Origin of the sequence: Polynucleobacter sp. JS-JIR-5-A7 (genome assembly GCF_018687935.1) — a bacterium.
Lineage (GTDB): Bacteria > Pseudomonadota > Gammaproteobacteria > Burkholderiales > Burkholderiaceae > Polynucleobacter.
In genome coordinates, this window is record NZ_CP061308.1 from 938,156 (window position 1) to 956,899 (window position 18,744).

The 18,744-nt window shown below is 45.0% G+C and carries 15 protein-coding genes; 9 read left to right on the forward strand and 6 right to left on the reverse strand.

The genetic code is table 11. The features are described from left to right. Position 1: 1 nt before the first annotated feature. From nuoL to AOC29_RS04885, 5 genes are all read left to right on the forward strand, one after another. Entirely contained in the window at positions 2-2,056 is a 2,055-nt protein-coding gene (gene nuoL / locus AOC29_RS04865; protein ID WP_215296987.1) for an NADH-quinone oxidoreductase subunit L, read from the forward strand. Positions 2,057-2,080: 24 nt separating this feature from the next. Continuing rightward, positions 2,081-3,547, forward strand: a complete 1,467-nt coding sequence (locus AOC29_RS04870; protein WP_215296989.1) for an NADH-quinone oxidoreductase subunit M — start codon at positions 2,081-2,083, stop codon at positions 3,545-3,547. Between the two features lie 10 nt (positions 3,548-3,557). Next, positions 3,558-5,057 carry an NADH-quinone oxidoreductase subunit NuoN gene (gene nuoN, locus AOC29_RS04875; RefSeq protein ID WP_215296990.1) on the forward strand — a complete coding sequence of 500 codons (1,500 nt, stop codon included), beginning with the start codon at positions 3,558-3,560 and terminating at the stop codon, positions 5,055-5,057. 134 nt (positions 5,058-5,191) lie between these two features. Continuing rightward, positions 5,192-5,791 (forward strand): NUDIX domain-containing protein, encoded by a 600-nt coding sequence (locus AOC29_RS04880; RefSeq protein WP_215296992.1) that lies wholly within the window; start codon positions 5,192-5,194, stop codon positions 5,789-5,791. A gap of 66 nt (positions 5,792-5,857) precedes the next feature. Beyond that, a complete protein-coding gene (locus AOC29_RS04885) occupies positions 5,858-6,343 on the forward strand; it encodes a DUF1178 family protein (protein WP_215296993.1) in 486 nt (161 codons plus the stop codon). Positions 6,344-6,409: 66 nt separating this feature from the next. On the opposite strand, the gene AOC29_RS04890 is transcribed toward AOC29_RS04885, so the two are convergent. Further along, positions 6,410-7,930: a CoA-acylating methylmalonate-semialdehyde dehydrogenase gene (locus AOC29_RS04890; RefSeq protein ID WP_215296995.1), complete on the reverse strand. Its 1,521-nt coding sequence runs from the start codon at positions 7,928-7,930 to the stop codon at positions 6,410-6,412. 161 nt (positions 7,931-8,091) lie between these two features. On the opposite strand from AOC29_RS04890, the gene AOC29_RS04895 reads away from it, so the two are divergent. The 4 genes from AOC29_RS04895 to AOC29_RS04910 all read left to right on the forward strand — a co-directional run bounded on the left by AOC29_RS04895 (position 8,092) and on the right by AOC29_RS04910 (position 12,218). Next, on the forward strand, positions 8,092-9,213 hold the full coding sequence (locus AOC29_RS04895; RefSeq protein ID WP_215296997.1) for an NADH:flavin oxidoreductase/NADH oxidase: 1,122 nt from the start codon (positions 8,092-8,094) through the stop codon (positions 9,211-9,213). 78 nt (positions 9,214-9,291) lie between these two features. Further along, a complete protein-coding gene (locus tag AOC29_RS04900) occupies positions 9,292-10,221 on the forward strand; it encodes a tripartite tricarboxylate transporter substrate binding protein (protein WP_251370100.1) in 930 nt (309 codons plus the stop codon). A 167-nt stretch (positions 10,222-10,388) separates the two neighbouring features. Next, complete coding sequence (locus AOC29_RS04905) at positions 10,389-11,051, forward strand: SprT family zinc-dependent metalloprotease (protein ID WP_215297001.1); 663 nt, start codon at positions 10,389-10,391, stop codon at positions 11,049-11,051. Positions 11,052-11,126: 75 nt separating this feature from the next. Then, on the forward strand, positions 11,127-12,218 hold the full coding sequence (locus AOC29_RS04910; RefSeq protein WP_305848921.1) for a tartrate dehydrogenase: 1,092 nt from the start codon (positions 11,127-11,129) through the stop codon (positions 12,216-12,218). A gap of 7 nt (positions 12,219-12,225) precedes the next feature. On the opposite strand, the gene dnaQ is transcribed toward AOC29_RS04910, so the two are convergent. The 5 genes from dnaQ to AOC29_RS04935 all read right to left on the reverse strand — a co-directional run bounded on the left by dnaQ (position 12,226) and on the right by AOC29_RS04935 (position 18,742). Beyond that, positions 12,226-12,936 carry a DNA polymerase III subunit epsilon gene (gene dnaQ, locus AOC29_RS04915; protein ID WP_215297003.1) on the reverse strand — a complete coding sequence of 237 codons (711 nt, stop codon included), beginning with the start codon at positions 12,934-12,936 and terminating at the stop codon, positions 12,226-12,228. Then, complete coding sequence (locus tag AOC29_RS04920; protein WP_215297005.1) at positions 12,936-16,034, reverse strand: efflux RND transporter permease subunit; 3,099 nt, start codon at positions 16,032-16,034, stop codon at positions 12,936-12,938. Before AOC29_RS04920 ends, dnaQ begins: the two co-directional genes overlap by 1 nt. After that, entirely contained in the window at positions 16,031-17,338 is a 1,308-nt protein-coding gene (locus tag AOC29_RS04925) for an efflux RND transporter periplasmic adaptor subunit (RefSeq protein ID WP_215297007.1), read from the reverse strand. Before AOC29_RS04925 ends, AOC29_RS04920 begins: the two co-directional genes overlap by 4 nt. Before the next feature lie 111 nt (positions 17,339-17,449). Then, positions 17,450-17,914, reverse strand: coding sequence for a ribonuclease HI (gene rnhA / locus AOC29_RS04930; RefSeq protein WP_215297009.1), 465 nt, complete (start codon positions 17,912-17,914; stop codon positions 17,450-17,452). 9 nt (positions 17,915-17,923) lie between these two features. Then, positions 17,924-18,742: a class I SAM-dependent methyltransferase gene (locus AOC29_RS04935; RefSeq protein ID WP_215297010.1), complete on the reverse strand. Its 819-nt coding sequence runs from the start codon at positions 18,740-18,742 to the stop codon at positions 17,924-17,926. Positions 18,743-18,744 lie beyond the last annotated feature (2 nt).

The window sequence follows — 18,744 nt, forward strand, 5'->3', positions numbered from 1 at the left end:
CATGCAATTGACCCTAAATATTCCCGTTCTCTGCGCAATTCCATTGGCTCCTTTAGTGGGTTCAATCATTGCCGGCTTCTTTGGCACCAAGTTAGGCGGTAATCGCATTGGTCACGGCGCAAGTCAGTTCGTCACTATCTTAGGCGTAACGATTGCTTTCATTCTGTCATGTAATGTTTTGTCGCAAGTCATGGATGGTTTCTACTTCAACGGCACCGTCTATCGTTGGATGCAATTAGGTGAACTCAATTTAGATATTGGCTTTCTAATCGATCCTTTGACAGCAACCATGATGTGCGTGGTGACCTTTGTGTCCTTAATGGTCCATATCTACACCATTGGCTATATGCAAGGCGAAGAGGGCTACAACCGCTTCTTCTCTTACATTTCCTTGTTTACTTTTGCCATGTTGATGTTGGTAATGAGTAATAACCTCTTGCAACTCTTCTTTGGTTGGGAGGCCGTAGGTGTTGTGTCTTATCTTTTAATTGGCTTCTATTTTGAGCGTCAATCAGCGGTATTTGCCAACATGAAGGCTTTCTTGGTGAATCGCGTAGGCGACTTTGGTTTTATTCTTGGCATTGGGCTATTACTAGCGAGCACAGGCTCAATGCAATATGACGTGATCTTCGCGCAAAATACTGCCCTAGCTGCGCAAACATTGCCTGGCACTGGCTGGAATCTGTTAACAGTTGCTTGTATTTGCTTATTCATCGGCGCTATGGGTAAATCAGCCCAGTTCCCATTGCATGTTTGGTTGCCTGACTCCATGGAAGGTCCAACCCCAATTTCTGCTTTGATTCACGCTGCAACCATGGTAACTGCTGGCATCTTCATGGTCTCACGCATGTCACCATTATTTGAGCTCTCTGACGTTGCCTTGAGCTTCATTTTGGTTATCGGCTCTATTACCGCGCTTTTTATGGGTTTCTTGGGGATTGTGCAAAACGATATCAAGCGCGTTGTGGCGTATTCCACATTGTCGCAATTGGGTTACATGACGGTAGCTTTAGGTGTATCTGCATATCCAGTTGCTATCTTCCACTTAATGACGCATGCTTTTTTTAAAGCCCTGTTGTTCCTTGCTGCTGGTAGCGTTATCTTGGGCATGCACCATGAGCAAGATATGCGCAAGATGGGCGGTCTTTGGAAATATATGCCTGTTACTTGCCTGATGATGCTATTGGGTAATTTGGCTTTAATCGGCACACCATTCTTCTCTGGTTTCTACTCTAAAGATTCCATCATTGAAGCGGTTGCTGCTAGCCATATTCCTGGTTCAGGATTTGCTTACTTTGCAGTTATGGCAAGTGTATTCGTCACGGCTTTATATTCCTTCCGTTTGTATTTCTGGGTTTTCCATGGCAAAGCACGTTGGGGTCATGCCGATTCACATGATCATCATCACGATCATGCAGAGCAGGGTGATGATCACGCTCACCACGGATTATCCCCAGGTGAGAAGCCGCATGAATCTTCTTTAGTAGTGACCTTGCCTTTGATTCTGTTGGCAATTCCATCCGTGATTATTGGTTTCTACACTATTAGCCCATTATTGTTTGGCACCTTTTTTGGCGATTCCATCTTCATTGATTTGGCTCGCCACCCAGTAATGAAAGAACTTGAAGATGAATTCCATGGCCCAATCGCCATGGCAATACATGCATTTACTTCGCCTGTATTAGGTCTAGTGGTGCTTGGCGTTTTAACGGCTGCTATTGGTTATCTCTGGGCTCCGAAGTTGCCTGCAGTTGTTGCGCAAATATTTGCCCCACTCAAAAAATTATTTGATAACAAATACTATTTAGATGATTTAAACCAAGCTGTATTTGCTAAAGGTCTGATTTGGATTGGTGGTGTCTTGTGGCATCGCGGCGATCAAAAGGTTATAGATGGCTTTTTTGTGAACGGCAGCGCCTATACAGTAGGACGCTTTGCTGGCGTGATTCGTCATTTGCAATCCGGTTATGTTTACCACTATGCGTTTGCAATGATTGCAGGCCTTGCGGTATTGCTAGCTTGGGTTTTGTATGCTTACCTGCCTTTTGTTCGATAGGCCTTTGTTACTTAAGTAGCCACTATGATTCTTTCTTACGCCATTTGGACCCCAATTATTTTTGGACTCATTATTTTGTTTTATGGGTCTGAGAAGCCGTCTGCTGGAGTGCGGTGGTTAGCTCTCATCGGTTCTATTGTTGGATTTATTGCAACTCTTCCCTTGATTATTAATTTTGATATTGCCAATCCAGGGATACAGTTTGTAGAGAAGATCAGCTGGATTCCGCGCTACGATATTAATTATTTCCTTGGTATCGATGGTATTTCCGTTTGGTTCATCGTACTGACTGCTTTCGTCAATATTTTTGTCGTGATCGCTGCTTGGGAGGTTATTGATACTAAGGTTTCACAGTACATGGCTTCGTTCATGATCCTATCTGGATTGATGATTGGTGTTTTCTGTGCGCTTGATGCCTTATTGTTTTATGTCTTCTTTGAAGCAACCTTGATTCCGATGTACATCATCATTGGTGTGTGGGGTGGTCAGAACCGGATCTATGCGGCTTTCAAGTTTTTCTTATACACCTTGCTTGGCTCCTTATTGACCTTAGTAGCCATGCTTTATCTTTATAACGTCACCAATAGCTTTGATATTTTGGTTTGGCAAAATGCTCGGCTCGATATCGTTGAGCAAATCCTACTGTTCTTTGCATTCTTCATGGCCTTTGCAGTGAAAGTACCCATGTGGCCACTGCATACCTGGTTACCAGACGTTCACGTGGAGGCACCTACGGGTGGTTCTGTGGTGTTGGCTGCAATCATGCTGAAACTCGGGGCTTATGGCTTCCTTCGTTTCTCACTGCCAATAGCGCCAGATGCAAGTCAATATCTTGGCCCCTTTGTGATATTCCTCTCCTTGGTAGCTGTGATTTATGTCGGCGCAGTAGCCTTAGTTCAAAAAGATATGAAAAAGCTAGTTGCTTATTCATCTGTGGCTCATATGGGATTTGTTACTCTTGGCTTCTTCCTCTTTAGCCCATTAGGTATTGAGGGTGGCATCGTACAAATGATTTCACACGGTTTTGTGGCTGGTGCGATGTTCCTGTCTATCGGTGTTTTATATGACCGCATGCATACCCGTCAAATTGCAGATTACGGCGGCGTAGTACATCGTATGCCGGCTTTTACTGCCTTTGCAGTTTTGATGGCCATGGCTAACTGCGGATTACCAGCTACATCAGGCTTCGTTGGTGAATTCATGGTGATATTGGCTGCAGTTGATTACGATTTTGTGATCGGTGTCTTAGCAGCAACTGCATTGATCCTTGGAGCTGCCTATTCATTGTGGATGGTCAAACGCGTATTTTTTGGCGCTATCAACAATGCACATGTTGAGGAGCTCAAAGATCTCAATGCCCGTGAATATTTCATGATGACTTTATTGACGATCTGTGTGATTGGAATGGGTGTATATCCAAAACCATTTACCGACATCATTCATCCAGCCGTAATCAATCTGCTGCAGCATGTTGCTGTTAGCAAACTCTGAGTAAAAGCAAATGCAAGCATTCGACCTATACGCTATCCTGCCGGAACTCGTTTTACTAATTGCTACCTGCATATTGCTGGTAGCCAGTGTTTATGTTCGCGAAACAGTCACTTCAACCCCTGGAGTTGAGCAAGATATTTTCCATACACCGCGTGGTGTAGGTTTTGTTTATTTCTTCTCTTTAATTCTGTTGATTTATTTGATTTTTGCTTTTGTGGGTCGTTTGGGTGACGTGTCTTTAGTGGCAATGAACGGCTTGTTTCAGTCTGACCCTTTGTCAAACCTACTCAAAGCATGTTCTTGTGCTGCGGTATTAGTGAGCTTGATTTATTCCAAGCAATATTTATCGGATCGCGCTTTATTCCGTCCAGACTTTATTGTGCTGGTGCTATTGGCTCTATTGGGTCAACTGGTATTAATCTCAGGCGCGAATCTCTTAACCCTTTATCTTGGTCTCGAGCTCATGGCTTTGCCGATGTACGCCTTGGTCGCGATGCGCCATACTAGTGAGAAGAGTGTAGAGGCTGGTACTAAGTATTTTATCCTAGGAGCTCTTGCTTCAGGCTTTCTACTGTACGGTATGTCCATGCTGTATGGCGTGACGGGTTCTCTAGATTTAATTGAGATTTTCAAAACGGTTGCCGACCCTCGCGTTAACCATTTAGTCATGGCTTTTGGTCTGGTATTTATTGTTTCTGGTTTGGCATTCAAGTTGGGCGTTGTACCTTTCCACATGTGGGTTCCTGATGTTTATCAAGGTGCGCCTACTGCAGTTACCCTCATGATTGCTGCGGCCCCTAAGTTAGCGGCATTTGCATTGTTATTCCGTTTATTGATTAATACCTTATTGCCGTTGATGGGCGACTGGCAGCCAATGTTAGTGCTGTTGGCTGTTCTATCCTTAGTTGTTGGCAATGTGACTGCGATTGCTCAGACTAACGTGAAACGCATGCTGGCTTACTCAGCGATTGCGCAGATGGGTTTTGTACTGCTTGGCATGTTGTCGGTGTTTGATGATCATGCCTTTAGTGCATCGATGTTTTACGCCATTACGTATGTATTGACTACCTTGGGTACCTTCGGTCTCTTGATGGCGCTCTCGCGCAAAGGCTATGACTGTGAGACCTTAGAAGGGCTCAAAGGTTTAAATAAGCAACACCCTTGGTTTGCCTTTATTGGCCTGGTAATGATGTTCTCATTGGCAGGCATTCCGCCTACAGTTGGTTTTGCAGCTAAATTGGGCATACTAGAAGCCTTGGTGGATGCGGAGCATACCTTCTTAGCTGTCATTGCCGTAATGGCCTCTTTGATCGGTGCTTTCTATTACTTGAGAGTGGTAAAAGTCATGTACTTTGATGAACCATCTCACGAAGTTACAGTCTCAGGCTCTGCATTTGCCATGGGATTATTGAGTCTGAACACGATCTTGGTTTTATTAATCGGTATTATTCCTGCCGGATTGATGAGTGTTTGCTTAGATGCAATGCGCCGAACTTTATTGGGCTCATAATTTCATTGGCTGGATGAATTAAAGGCTCCCATGGGGGCCTTTCTTGTTTTAGGTAGCTGGTATGACATTTGAATGACATAAGGCCTTTGTACCATTGCTTAATTATTGATTGAACCCATATTGAAAGATTCTCCATGACCGAAAAATCATTCAAAGACCTACCTGTAGGTGATGAGCATTTGCGCGAAGATCGAATTTCTGGCGAAGATATCTATGGCGGCATCTTTTTAAATATGAAACGAGACCAAGTGCGTTTACCAGATGGTGAGTTAGCAGCTCGAGAGTATTTAACGCATCCTGGTGCAGTGGCAGTCCTTGCATTATTAGAGGATGGTAGGGTTCTGCTTGAGCGCCAGTACCGGTACCCTATTGCAAAAGCTTGTATTGAAATCCCAGCTGGAAAATTGGAAATTGGTGAGGATCATCTCTTGTGCGCAAAACGAGAGTTAGAAGAAGAGACTGGCTATACCGCTAGAAAATGGAGTTACATTCGCCGCATTCATCCAGTCATTTCGTATTCAACAGAATTCATTGATATCTATTTAGCGGAAGACTTAGTTCCCGGTAAGAGCAAATTAGATGATGAAGAGTTTTTAGACGTCTTTGCGGCGCCTTTAGAGCAATTACTTGCTTGGGTGGAAGAGGGCGAGATTACAGACGTTAAAACCACGATTTCGACCTATTGGCTGGATCGTTATCGCCGTGGCTTGATTAGCCCTAGGCCTATTGAATAGGTCATTTTTAAATCCTATTAAAATAAGATCTATTGATTTTGGTAATTTTGCCCCTATATAGGTCTTATGAAAGTCTACAACCTCGCTTGCCCCTTGGATCATCGCTTTGAGGGATGGTTTGCCTCAGAGGACGATTGTCTTGCTCAGCAGGATAAAGGTATGCTCGCCTGTCCAGTGTGTGATAGCCCTGAAATCACGCGTATGCCTTCTGCACCTCACATTGCAAGGACTGCCTCTACAGCGCTAACTACTCCCAATGAGAATATTGGCTCTACTAGCGGTGATGTGGTTGCCTTGACTGGAAATGATCATTCCCATTTGGAAGCCCAGGTTCAGGCTGCCTTTTTGAAGGGAATGCGTGATTTGATGGGTAAATCTGAAGATGTTGGTACTTCGTTTGCTGAAGAAGCTAGGAAGATCCACTACAAAGAGTCACCGGAGCGGAGCATTCGTGGACAAACTACCCTAGATGAGGCTGAGTCTTTAAGGGAAGAGGGTATTGAGGTCTTAGCCGTTCCTTTAATGCCGGCTTTCAAAAATACCCTGCAGTAATTTCTTGGCTGCAATATAAAAAATAGCGATCCGAAGATCGCTATTTTTATTTGGATTGATGAGTGCTTATTTTGAGGTCGGCATGACAAACTCTGCACCCTTGGCAATACTTTCAGGCCAGCGCTGCATGACACTCTTTTGCTTGGTGTAAAAGCGAACACCTTCTTTGCCATAGGCATGCATATCGCCAAACAGAGATTTTTTCCAGCCACCAAAACCGTGCCAAGCCATGGGTACAGGAATAGGCACATTGATACCAACCATGCCAACTTGCACGCGTCGAGCAAATTCACGGGCGATATTGCCATCGCTAGTGAAACAAGCAACACCGTTACCAAATTCACAAGAATTGACGAGGTTTAGCGCCTCAGTGAAATTGGCCACACGCAAGCAAGAGAGAACTGGCCCAAAGATTTCCTCGAGATAGATCTTCATATCAGGGGTCACGTTATCAAACAAGGTGCCACCCAAGAAGAAGCCATTTTCATTGCCGGGAACTTTGAGCCCACGACCGTCTACAAGCAGTTTGGCTCCAGATGCAACGCCACTATCAATATAACCAGTGATGCGCTCTAAAGCGGCTTTAGTAACGATAGGGCCCATCTCAGCATCAAGCTCCATACCATTTTTCACTTTGAGTGTCTTGGTGCGCTCAATTAGCTTAGGCATAATCTTCTCAGCAGCATCACCAACTAAAACAGCAACAGAGATTGCCATGCAGCGTTCACCAGCGGATCCGTATGCTGCGCCTACCAAAGCATCAATGGCTTTATCAATATCAGCATCAGACATGATCACCATATGGTTCTTGGCGCCACCTAATGCTTGTGAACGTTTGCCAAAGTGGGCGCAACGCTCATAAATATAGTTCGCAATGGGTGTCGAGCCAACAAAACTGATGGCTTGTACGTCAGGATTTTCGATCAAGGCATCAACCGCTTCCTTGTCACCCTGAATCACGTTAAATACACCATCAGGAAGACCTGCTTCTTTTAGTAACTTCGCCATGAGCAAAGATGCGGAAGGGTCTGTTGGGCTTGGCTTGAGGATGAAGGTATTGCCGCAAGCAATCGCAACCGGGAACATCCACATCGGAACCATGACTGGGAAGTTGAATGGTGTGATGCCAGCAACAACTCCTAAAGGTTGGCGCATGACCCAGTTATCGATATCTGTAGAAACCTGTTCGGTGTATTCACCTTTGAGGAGTTCTGGAATCCCAGTAGCAAATTCCACGATCTCAATCCCACGGGTGACTTCACCTTGAGCATCTGTGAATACTTTGCCGTGTTCAGCAGTAATGATGGCTGCTAATTCATCGCGGTGAGTGTTGAGCAGATCAAGATACTTAAAAAGGATGCGAGCGCGACGCAGTGGGCTAGTTTGACTCCATGAAACAAAAGCCTTTTGGGCAACGGCAACGGCAGCGTCTACCTCCTTACGACTAGCTAATGCAACCTTGCGAGCAACTGAACCCTTTGCTGGGTTATAGACATCCGCAAAACGACCATCTTTAGGATTAACAATAGAGCCGCCAACAAAGTGGCCGATATCTTCTTTAGATTCAAAGGCTTGGGGTGCATTCATAGTATTTTTTGCTTAGTTTGGATAGTTTTTCGGGGTAGAAAAGCCGGATGCTAGGTAAGCCTGCGCGACTTTGCTGTCTCGTATATTCTGGTTTTTAGTATTCTATCGCTTTAAGGCATTTTTAGTATTTTGACCCATTTTTCGACCTTTAAGACACCTTTATGAGCCTGCTGTTTTCAAGCTATACCCTTCATTCTCCGCGTGGACCCTTAGCGCTGGCCAATCGCATTGTTGTCGCCCCAATGTGCCAATACTCAGCCTCTAATGGCGAGGCAACAGATTGGCACTTAATGCATTGGGGCAACCTGCTCAATAGTGGGGCAGCATTATTTATTATTGAAGCAACAGCGGTTACCCCAGAAGCTAGGATTACCCCGGCCTGTTTGGGATTGTGGGATGACCGCACTGAAGCAGCTCTAAAAGACAAGCTGAGCCGTGCACGTCAATTGGCCCCAGCAACCCCAGTGTTTATTCAGTTAGCTCATGCTGGCCGCAAAGCCTCGAGTGCAACACCTTGGGATGGTGGTCAGCTATTGGGAGTTGGTCAGGGTGGCTGGGAAATGGTAGCTCCTTCAGCAATCCCTCAGCTAGAGGGCGAGCGTTTGCCGCACGAACTCTCAAAAACAGAGCTTAAAAAATTAATTGATGCATTTGTGGTTGCGGCTAAACGCGCAGATCGCATAGGCCTTGATGGGATTGAGCTCCATGGCGCCCATGGTTATTTGCTCCATCAATTTTTATCGCCGATTGCGAATCAACGAACCGATGAATACGGTGGCTCTTTTGAGAATCGCATCCGTTTTCCCTTGGAATTGTTTGCAGCAGTAAGAGCTGCCTATTCAGGTATATTGGGTATTCGTATTTCAGCCAGTGACTGGGTGGAGGGCGGCTGGACTCCTCAAGAGACTGCGAACTTTGCAAAGCAACTCAAACCTTTGGGTTGTGACTTTGTTCATATTTCTTCAGGTGGAATTTCGCCTAAACAAAAAATTGCCTTAGGACCAAACTATCAAGTGCCTTTTGCAAAGATCGTCAAAGATCAATCTGGTTTACCAACCATGACGGTTGGTCTAATCACTGACCCTCATCAAGCCGAAGCTATTTTGCAAGCTGGTGATGCTGATTTTATTGCCTTGGCTCGGGCTTTTTTATACAAACCGCGATGGGGCTGGGAAGCTGCAGCAGCTCTAGAAGGCACAGTGAATGCGAATGAGCGTTATTGGCGTTGTTTACCACGAGAGGCTCAAGCAGTTTTTGGTAACGTTAAGGTAGGCCAGAGATAAGCTTATTCAAGAAATGATCAGGAGATAGACATGAACACATACACTCTTACAAAAAAAGTATTGGCAATATTCAGTTTTATGACGGCCACTAGTATTGCTAGCGCGCAATCCTATCCCGATAGGGCAATCACCTTGGTCGTACCAAATCCTCCAGGTGGTTTGGTTGATACCTCTGCCCGCTTACTTAGTGAGCCGCTTACAAGAGTGATTGGTCAAACTGTTGTAGTAGACAATAAACCAGGTGCCAGTGGAAACATTGCCTATCAATACGTGGCTAATGCAAAACCAGATGGCTACACATTATTAATTTCATACTCTGGTTATCACGTTGGTAATCCAGCCTTGATGGATAAATTGCCCTGGGATCCTGTTAAGGATTTTTCACCAATTGCTTTACTGACTGTGTCGACCAATGTGATCGCAGTTCACCCTTCAGTACCAGTCAATAATTTGAAAGAATTCATTGCCTACGCAAAAGCCAATCCAGGTAAGCTCAATTACGCCTCACAAGGTAACGGTTCTGTTTCTCATATTGGCACCGAAATGTTTAAGCAAACTACTGGTATTGATATGGTTCACGTTCCCTATAAGGGCTCTGGTCCAGCGATTCAGGATGTATTAGCAGGTCAGGTGCAGGTATTTATCTCTACGCCACCGTCAGTCATGCAACACGTTCAGAGCGGCAAATTGAAGGGCTTAGCGGTTACTGGTAAGAATCGTCATCCTGGTATGCCCAATGTTCCAACGACTGCCGAAGCTGGTTTACCGTCATTTCAGTTGGAATCATGGGTTGCATTATTTGCCCCTGCTGGAACTCCTGCTCCAATCGTGACAAAGCTCACTGATTCTGTCAAAAAAAGCTTAGCACTGCCTGAAGTGAAAGAGCGTGCGGATGCAGCAGGTGTGGAATTACGTTATCTCACTCCAGCTCAAACTGAAGCTTTGGTAAAGAAAGAATTGCCTTATTGGAGCAAAGTCATTAAGTCAGCGAATATCACCTTAGACTAAATCTTCAATAAATGAAGCCTGATCTCGAGCTTAGGATCCGGGATCAGGTAATGAAGAGGATTGGGCAACTTGAGATGTGCTTACCCTTTTCAGATCTTCCGCCCATTCTATTTTTGGTGGCGCATAATCGCCGTTTACCTTTTTTCTTAATCTAAATCTTTATATAAATGAAGCAACATTCTTTTCGTGAAGCATGGCTGGAAGATGCCGTGAGACATCTTGAGCCAGTATTTTCTAAAGCCGGTTATGCTATTCCTCCTGTCAGAGTTTCTTGTGGTTTTCCTGCATCTAGTAGCCCCAGAACGACTTTAGGGCAATGTTGGCCGCGTGAGCGATCTGGTGGAGGTGTAAATGAGATTTTTATTTCCCCTAAAATTGATGATCCAGTTCAACTGCTTGATACCTTGGTGCATGAACTTTGTCATGCGGTAGACGATTGTTTCAGTGGACATGGAGAAGATTTCAAGGGCATTGCCCAAACCGTTGGCCTTGAGGGTCCTGCCAGAATGGCGCATGCCACTGAAGAACTCACCGTCAAACTCATGATGATTAGCCAGGAGCTCGGTCCGTATCCTCATCAGGCCATCGTTTTCCCACCACCAAGGCCTAGCAATGCCAGTCGTAGCAAAGCGAAATGTGGTCAATGCGGTTACGAGGTCACATTATTAAAAAAATGGGCCAGTTATGGTGCGCCTATCTGCCCAAAAGACAATATTCGGATGCTAGAGGATGCTCCTGAAACAATTGAAAATACCAGTGATTACGACAGTGACTCTGTCGGCAAGGGTGGCAAAGCCCCGCCTGATGAGATCCGCCGCGCTATTAGCTAGCGATAGATAAGTAGGTAAAATTAAGGTTTTATGCCAATAATTTGGCTAACAATCATTACTTGAGACTATTAACAAATGAACGCCAAAAAAATATTTAAGAATCCTAAAATAGCAGTAATCCCGGGTGATGGAATTGGTAAAGAGGTTATTCCGGAGGGTGTGCGTGCGCTGGAGGCTGCCAATCGTAAATTTGGTATTGGTATGCAGTTCGATCACTTTGATTTTGCAAGCTGCGATTACTACCTCAAGCACGGCAAGATGATGCCGGATGATTGGTTTGATACCTTAATGAAGTATGACGCTATTTTCTTTGGCGCAGTGGGTATGCCTGATATTTTGCCGGACCATGTTTCATTATGGGGTAGTTTGATACAGTTCCGTCGCGGTTTCGATCAATACGTCAATTTACGTCCAGTGCGTTTATTGCCAGGAGTACCTTGCCCGCTCGCAAATCGTAAACCTGGGGATATTGATTTCTTCGTAGTACGTGAGAATACAGAAGGAGAGTATTCCAGCGTTGGTGGAAAAATGTTTCCAGATACTGACCGCGAGTTTGTGATTCAAGAATCGGTCTTTACAAGACAGGGCGTCGATCGTATTTTGCAATATGCCTATGATTTAGCCCAGAGTCGTCCTAAGAAACACCTCACTTCAGCTACCAAATCAAATGGTATTGCGATTACGATGCCTTATTGGGATGAGCGAGTGGAGGCGATGTCTAAAAAGTTTTCTGATGTAAGAACGGATAAGTACCATATCGATATCTTGGCAGCACATTTTGTGATGAATCCTGATCGTTTTGATGTAGTTGTTGCTAGTAATTTATTCGGAGACATCTTGTCAGATTTAGGCCCTGCGTGTACTGGCACTATTGCGGTAGCTCCATCGGGAAGCATTAATCCAGAAGGCAAGTTTCCATCATTATTTGAGCCGGTACATGGTTCAGCCCCCGATATTTACGGGAAGATGATTGCCAACCCTATTGGGCAAATTTGGAGTGGTGCAATGATGCTGGATCACTTGGGATATCCAGAGGCAGGTATAGCGATTTTTAACGCCATTGAAAAAGTCTTATCAGCAGGCCCAGGACATGCACCATTAACCCCTGATCTTGGTGGTACTGCTAAAACGGATGATCTTGGTAAAGCGATTGCTGCAGCAATTTAATTGGCTTTTAAGTTACGGCATTTAAAGGGCTCCAAACGGGGTCTTTTTTGCTTGATTTAGCGATGTCAGCCAAAATCTTTTCATGCTGCTCTAAGTCTTCACTACTAGCTAGCATTAATTTTAAGCTTGTTGGCAGTGCTTTTGTATGGCCGTTTGAGTCAGCGCCTACTGTGTAATCGATTAAGTCAATGGAGAGGTCTTCCTGACCTCGAGTCATTGCGATATAGACTTCAGCTAGCAGCTGAGCATCTAATAACGCTCCGTGCAGAGTGCGATGTTCGTTACTGATTGAGAAGCGATCACACAAGGCATCTAGAGAGTTTCGTTTGCCCGGAAACATTTGCCGTGCATCTAGCAAAGTATCAATAATCTTAGACGCTAGGCCACGGAAAGGAGGCCGCTTGAGAAGTGCAAATTCATTGTCCAGAAATCCCAAGTCAAAGGCTGCGTTATGAATCACAATCTCAGCACCATCTACAAATTCAATCAACTGTTCAACAATACTGCCAAATAATGGCTTGTCAGATAGAAATTCCCTAGAGAGGCCGTGAACGGCAAAAGCTCCCGCATCAATATCTCGCTCAGGGTTGACGTAATAATGGAAGGTGCGATCCGTCAAGCGACGGTCGATAACTTCAACGCAGCCAATTTCAATAATGCGATCACCAGTTGCTGGATTTAAACCAGTAGTTTCAGTGTCTAAAATCACTTGACGCATTAAGTACCCTCAAGAACTGATGGTGGAATTTCCATAGGACCATTGCCTGCATATTTATCTAGATAGAGATAAATCACGGGTGTAATGATCAGAGTCACAAATTGAGAGAAGATGAGTCCACCTGCCACGCTAATGCCTAAAGGTTGTCGTAACTCTGCACCTGCACCAATACCAAAGGCAATCGGAAGAGCACCCATTAATGCTGCAATCGTAGTCATCATGATAGGGCGAAAGCGCAAGATACAGGCTTCACGAATCGCTTTTTCGGGCGTCATGCCTTGATTACGTTGTGCATCCAAAGCAAAGTCAATCATCAAGATCGCATTTTTCTTCACAATACCAATGAGCAGCAAGATGCCGATCGAAGCAACAACGGTTAGCTCAAATCCGAAGATGCGTAGGGACAAAATTGCACCAATCGCTGCAGAAGGTAGGCCCGCCAGAATGGTGAGGGGGTGAATATAGCTCTCATACAGAACACCAAGCAAGATATAAATAACGCCTAGTGCAGCCAATAGCAAAATAACCTGACCCGATTGATTGTCTTTAAATACGGCTGCATCACCACCATAACTCGTGATGATGGAAGACGGTAAATCAACCGCCTTAACAAAGCCATCTATTGCCTTAGTTGCATCCCCCAAGAAAACATCTGGAGCAAGGTTAAAAGAAATTGTTACTGCTGGAATCTGACCCTGATGGTTTACTGCAGTGGGTCCCACGGTTCTGACAAAGCTTGCCAGGCTGGATAGCGGAATCAATTTATCTGTCGCTCTACCCCGAACGAAGACCTTGTTCAAGTCGGTTTCAAATTGACGATCATTCTCTGCTGTTTCCAAAATAACGTAATAGGTATTGACAGGGGTATAGATGGTGGATACCTGCCTCTCACCGAAAGAAGAGTAGAGGGCTGTACGTATATCGGCGATAGATACTCCCGCACTGGCGGCTTTTTCTCGATCAATTTCAATCTTGACGTTCAAACCTTTTAATTGAGAGTCACTAGTGACATCCTTAAAAATGGGATCAGCGCGCATTTTTTGTAACAATTTCTCAGCCCATTCATTGACGCCTTCAAAGCCAACGCTTTGTAGGGTGAATTGATAGCGACTTTTACTGCTGCGACCGCCTAGCTGTAAATTTTGTACTGGACTCATGTAGACCTGAATACCAGGAATTTCTTTGAACTTGGATCTAAGACCCTCCATTACCTTGCTCATTTTTTGGCGCTCATCCTTGGGCTTCAAAATGATGAAGAATCTTCCGGTATTGCGACCTGAACTTTGGCCGCCACCAAGAATAGAGATTGAGGTTGCAACATTGGGGTCGCTATCAACTACTTTCGCAGCCTGATCTTGTAGAGCCATCATTGTGCTAAAGGAAGTGTCCTCAGAGGCTTCTACAGTCACGCGTAACTGACCAATATCTTCTTCCGGAAAAAATCCTTTAGGGCTATAAACAAAGAGAGCAATAGTAATGACAAAGCTGGCTAATGCCCCAAATAACACTCTCCTTCTGTTTGCCAAGGCTAAATCTAAAAAGTGAATATATTTCTTTAATGTCCATTCATAAGCGCGATCGAACTGCTTTGTAATTTCATATTCCTTGGGATGCTCACCAGGTTTAGGCAAAAAGCGGCTGCATAACATAGGTACTACTGTTAATGAGACAACCGCTGAGACCAATATAGACAGTGTTACCACAACGGCAAATTCTCTAAAGAGAAGGCCGATTGGACCTGCCATGAAAAATAGCGGAATAAATACAGCAACCAAGGAAATAGAAATGGAGATGATGGTGAAGCCAACCTCTTTGCTACCTTTTAACGCCGCTTTTAAGGGGTCCATACCTTCTTCAACATAACGCATGATGTTTTCTAGTACTACGATTGCGTCATCTACCACTAAGCCAACAGCAAGAGTGATGCCCAGTAAGGAAATGTTATTCAGGCTGTAGCCTAAAAAGTAGAAAACAAAGAACGCGCCGATCAGAGAAATCGGTAAGCTAATGGATGGAATGACAGTTGCTGATAAATGCTTTAGGAATAGGAAAATGACCAAGACAACCAGTGCGATAGTGAGAAGCAATGTCAGATTGACATCATGAATTGACTCAATAATCGAAAGGGAGCGGTCATTAACCAGTGTTAACTGAATAGATTCCGGCATTTGCGCTTTGAGAGAGGGCAACAGTTTTTTGATTGAGTCAACAACTTCAACCGTATTGGCGTTTGGTTGGCGCAGTACGGCAATTGCTATTGATCGTTCACCATTTGCTGAGGCAAAAGTCTTTACATCTTCAAAGCTTTCTTGAACATCGGCAACATCTTTGAGATAAATTGGAAGACCATTGCGCTGTGCAACGATCAAGTTGCCAAATTCCTCAGCTGTCACTAACTGTGGATTAGCATAGATGGTGATCAGTTGGCGGGGTCCGTCGAGGGTTCCAATGGGGCTATTGGTATTGGCTTTATTGACCGCAGCAGCCACCTCATCCATGGTGATATTGCGATTGCCTAAGGCATCTGGTCTCACACTTACTCGGACTGCATACCGCTTTGCTCCATACACCAATACTTGTGACACCCCAGTGATAGTGGATAAGTTTGGAGACATCAGATTCTCTGCATAAGCATTCATTTCAGAGAGACTGATTGACGGGGAGCTCATGCGCACAATTAATACGGGCGTATCGGCAGGATTGATCTTTCGGTATGAAGGAGGCACCGTCATTTCAATTGGTAAGCGGCGTTGCGCCCGTAAGAGGGCCGCCTGAACATCAACAGCTGCTTTATCAATATCACGATCGCTTGTAAATTCAAGAGTAACGCTCGTTGAACCAAGTGAATTCGTAGAGCTGATGACTTTGATGCCATCAATCGTTGAAAATTCTTTTTCAAGCGGAAGCGCAACAGCCGAAGCCATGATCTCAGGTGATGCCCCAGGTAAGGTGGCCGTTACAGAAATCACTGGTGTATTGAAGCTAGGAAGTGCGGCTACCGGAATCTTAAAATAGGCAACCCCTCCAGCAACGACAGTTGCAATAGACAGCAATACCGTCATTACGGGGCGTCTAATGCATAGCTCAGAAAGCGTCATTTTGGTTCAGCGGGAGTGGTTTTACTAGCAGGGGGCTGCTCTGATTTGGAGGATTTTGCTTCACGCACTTTGCTGCCAGTACGTAAATTTTGCTTACCTTCAACCACAATGCGATCACCAGCATTAATTCCAGTAATTACTGAAGTGCCAAGGTATTCATAGGTCGCCTTTACCGGTTTTGCAGTGACCTTGTCATCCTTGTCAACAACATACACTAGGCGCCCATTGGGGCCAATGACAATGGCCTGAGTAGGCACAGCAATCACATCTTTTAGGGTGTTGGCGTTCAATGAAACACGAGCAAATTGCCCAGGAAGCACTTCTAACTTATCGTTCGGAATTTGTGCCTTAACACGAACAGCGGCAATCAGAGGGTCTACTTGATTGTCGATCACCAGAACCTGACCCTCATAAGTATTTTTTCCAGTATCACCAATAGTGACTTTTACAGTTAAAGGTGCATCACCCTTCTTATTTTCTAGGATGATGGGAATATCCTTTTCTGGAATAACAAACTGAACATTAATTGGATTGAGTTGCGTAATTGTCACCATCGAACCTACGCTCGAGGTGGCAGTAGAGCTTGTTGCAGTAGATACTATATTGCTTGCTTGGACTAGAGAGCCAGGGAACACATTAATAATTCCCGCTCTTCCATTAATGGGCGAGCGTATAGAATCAAAGGAGAGTTGCACCTCCGCAGAGCGAGCAGCAGCTTGTGCAGACTTGGCATTAGCTAAGGATGTCTCCAAGCCAGCCCTAGATATAAAGTTTTTCTCTACCAACTCTTTTGCACGTTGATATTGTTTCTGAGCATCATCAGCCAATGCTTTAAGCCGTTCGTAATTAGCCTTGTCATTGCGATCATCAAGAGTAAAAAGAAGCTGTCCCTCTTTAACTTCTTCGCCATCCTTAATATGAATTTTAGAGACTGTATTGGTTACCATTGGACGGATATCTACAATGCTGTTAGAAACCGTCGTGCCGGTAGCTTCAATAACTAGAGGGATATCTTTCTTCTGTACGACTACGCTAGTAATAACTTGCGGACCTCCAGCTTTTTTTCCTGCTGGGAAAAAGTAATCAAAAGCCTTAGATCCTGCGTACAAAATGATAATAACTATTAGGATGCGCCATTTGTATCGAATCGCAAAGGATTTGACAGTAGCAAAATCGAGCAGCTTTAACTTATCAGTAATGGGCGATAGTTTTTGCCAAAGTGCACACATACGGGCTTTGCCAACATTTTTAAGCTGGCCTAACTTGGCGACTAACTGATCGAGAGAAGATTCTATTTTTGACACAGTCTCGTTTTTCTAAGTTTTTTGTAGTTTAAATGCGGTTTCAGGCTAAATAAAGCTTGCCCATTCTCTCATAAGCGGGCTTTAATCGCGCTGGGCGAGGGCTAATCTAACCTAGGGTAAAAACTCTTCAACACCCTTATTAGCAAGCTGATCAGCCAGCTCGTTTCCGGGGTGACCGTTGTGACCCCTGACCCAGTGCCAAGAAATATCGTGGTCAGGGAGCAAGGCGTCCAATTCTTGCCATAAATCAGCGTTTTTGACTGGATCTTTGCTGGCGGTCTTCCATCCACGCTTTTTCCAGCCCTCAAGCCATTCAGTGACCCCTTTTTGGACATATTGGGAATCCGTCCAAAGCTCAACGGAACTTCGTTGTTTCAAGGCGCGAAGGGCAAAGATCACGGCACAGATTTCCATGCGATTGTTGGTGGTGAGTTTTTCACCGCCATGGATATGTTTCTCATGATTACCTGAACGCAGGACCGCCCCCCATCCTCCTGGCCCGGGGTTACCTTTGCAGGCACCATCGGTATAGATGACGATATGAGGAGGGTGATGTGCTGGTTTGGTATGAGGCATATTGCTAATTTAATTGACCTCAGTCTTGTTCAAGGAATCGCATAATTGATTACGTTCGGCAGCAGGGGCTAACTGGTTGATTGCTGGAAGGCGAACAGATGCCACTTGTCCTATCAGCCTCATGCCTTTGTGACGCTTGATTGCCGAGACGATGAACACTGCACCAAAGATAGGCCACCAACGGTTGCCCATCGGTTCGAGAAAGTCCATGCGGTTCATGGCAGGTTCGCTATGCAAAGGAAATTTGTAACACCCGAAGTGACCACGGTCGAGTGAATAATTCAATAGTTGCAGCCAATCTTTAATACGTAAGAGGCCAATAAATTGGCCATCCCGCGGTAGATAAGGATTGCCAACCAGCCTACTGAGATATTGTCTTGCGCCCCATAAGCTGGCAGGATTAAAACCAGAAATGACCAAGCGACCCTCAGGGAGCAATACTCGATCGACTTCACGCAAAATTTGATGAGGATCGGCAGCAAACTCTAGGACATGAGGCAAAACAATGAGGTCAATACTTTCATTGGCAAAGGGGAGTTCATTCGGGTGACCTTCTATGACACGCCAACTAAAACGGTGAGCATCTTTTCGACTATCTTGTGAGTTCACCAAGAGGGCATGCAAAGGCATGCGGTTTTCGCTCAGGGCGTTAATTTGGGGTAGGCCAATTTGGACGGCATGAAAGCCAAAAACATCCGCAACAATGTGATCAAAGCACTTTTGCTCCCAGCCGAGCACATACTGCCCAGGAGGCGACTGGAGCCACTTCTCCCATGAACTCCAAGGGGGTGCTGGCATCTGCGAAGGAATAGGTGGGGTTGGTATCATCG

Excerpts from the sequence above, each read along its gene's own strand:
- AOC29_RS04870 (WP_215296989.1), top strand. The coding sequence starts at position 2,081 with ATGATTCTTTCTTACGCCATTTGGACCCCAATTATTTTTGGACTCATT.
- AOC29_RS04885 (WP_215296993.1), top strand. The coding sequence starts at position 5,858 with ATGAAAGTCTACAACCTCGCTTGCCCCTTGGATCATCGCTTTGAGGGA.
- rnhA (WP_215297009.1), bottom strand. The coding sequence starts at position 17,914 with ATGCCTCATACCAAACCAGCACATCACCCTCCTCATATCGTCATCTAT.
- AOC29_RS04910 (WP_305848921.1), top strand. The coding sequence starts at position 11,127 with ATGAACGCCAAAAAAATATTTAAGAATCCTAAAATAGCAGTAATCCCG.
- nuoN (WP_215296990.1), top strand. The coding sequence starts at position 3,558 with ATGCAAGCATTCGACCTATACGCTATCCTGCCGGAACTCGTTTTACTA.
- AOC29_RS04905 (WP_215297001.1), top strand. The coding sequence starts at position 10,389 with ATGAAGCAACATTCTTTTCGTGAAGCATGGCTGGAAGATGCCGTGAGA.
- AOC29_RS04880 (WP_215296992.1), top strand. The coding sequence starts at position 5,192 with ATGACCGAAAAATCATTCAAAGACCTACCTGTAGGTGATGAGCATTTG.
- AOC29_RS04920 (WP_215297005.1), bottom strand. The coding sequence starts at position 16,034 with ATGACGCTTTCTGAGCTATGCATTAGACGCCCCGTAATGACGGTATTG.
- AOC29_RS04900 (WP_251370100.1), top strand. The coding sequence starts at position 9,292 with ATGACGGCCACTAGTATTGCTAGCGCGCAATCCTATCCCGATAGGGCA.
- dnaQ (WP_215297003.1), bottom strand. The coding sequence starts at position 12,936 with ATGCGTCAAGTGATTTTAGACACTGAAACTACTGGTTTAAATCCAGCA.
- AOC29_RS04935 (WP_215297010.1), bottom strand. The coding sequence starts at position 18,742 with ATGATACCAACCCCACCTATTCCTTCGCAGATGCCAGCACCCCCTTGG.
- nuoL (WP_215296987.1), top strand. The coding sequence starts at position 2 with ATGCAATTGACCCTAAATATTCCCGTTCTCTGCGCAATTCCATTGGCT.
- AOC29_RS04895 (WP_215296997.1), top strand. The coding sequence starts at position 8,092 with ATGAGCCTGCTGTTTTCAAGCTATACCCTTCATTCTCCGCGTGGACCC.
- AOC29_RS04890 (WP_215296995.1), bottom strand. The coding sequence starts at position 7,930 with ATGAATGCACCCCAAGCCTTTGAATCTAAAGAAGATATCGGCCACTTT.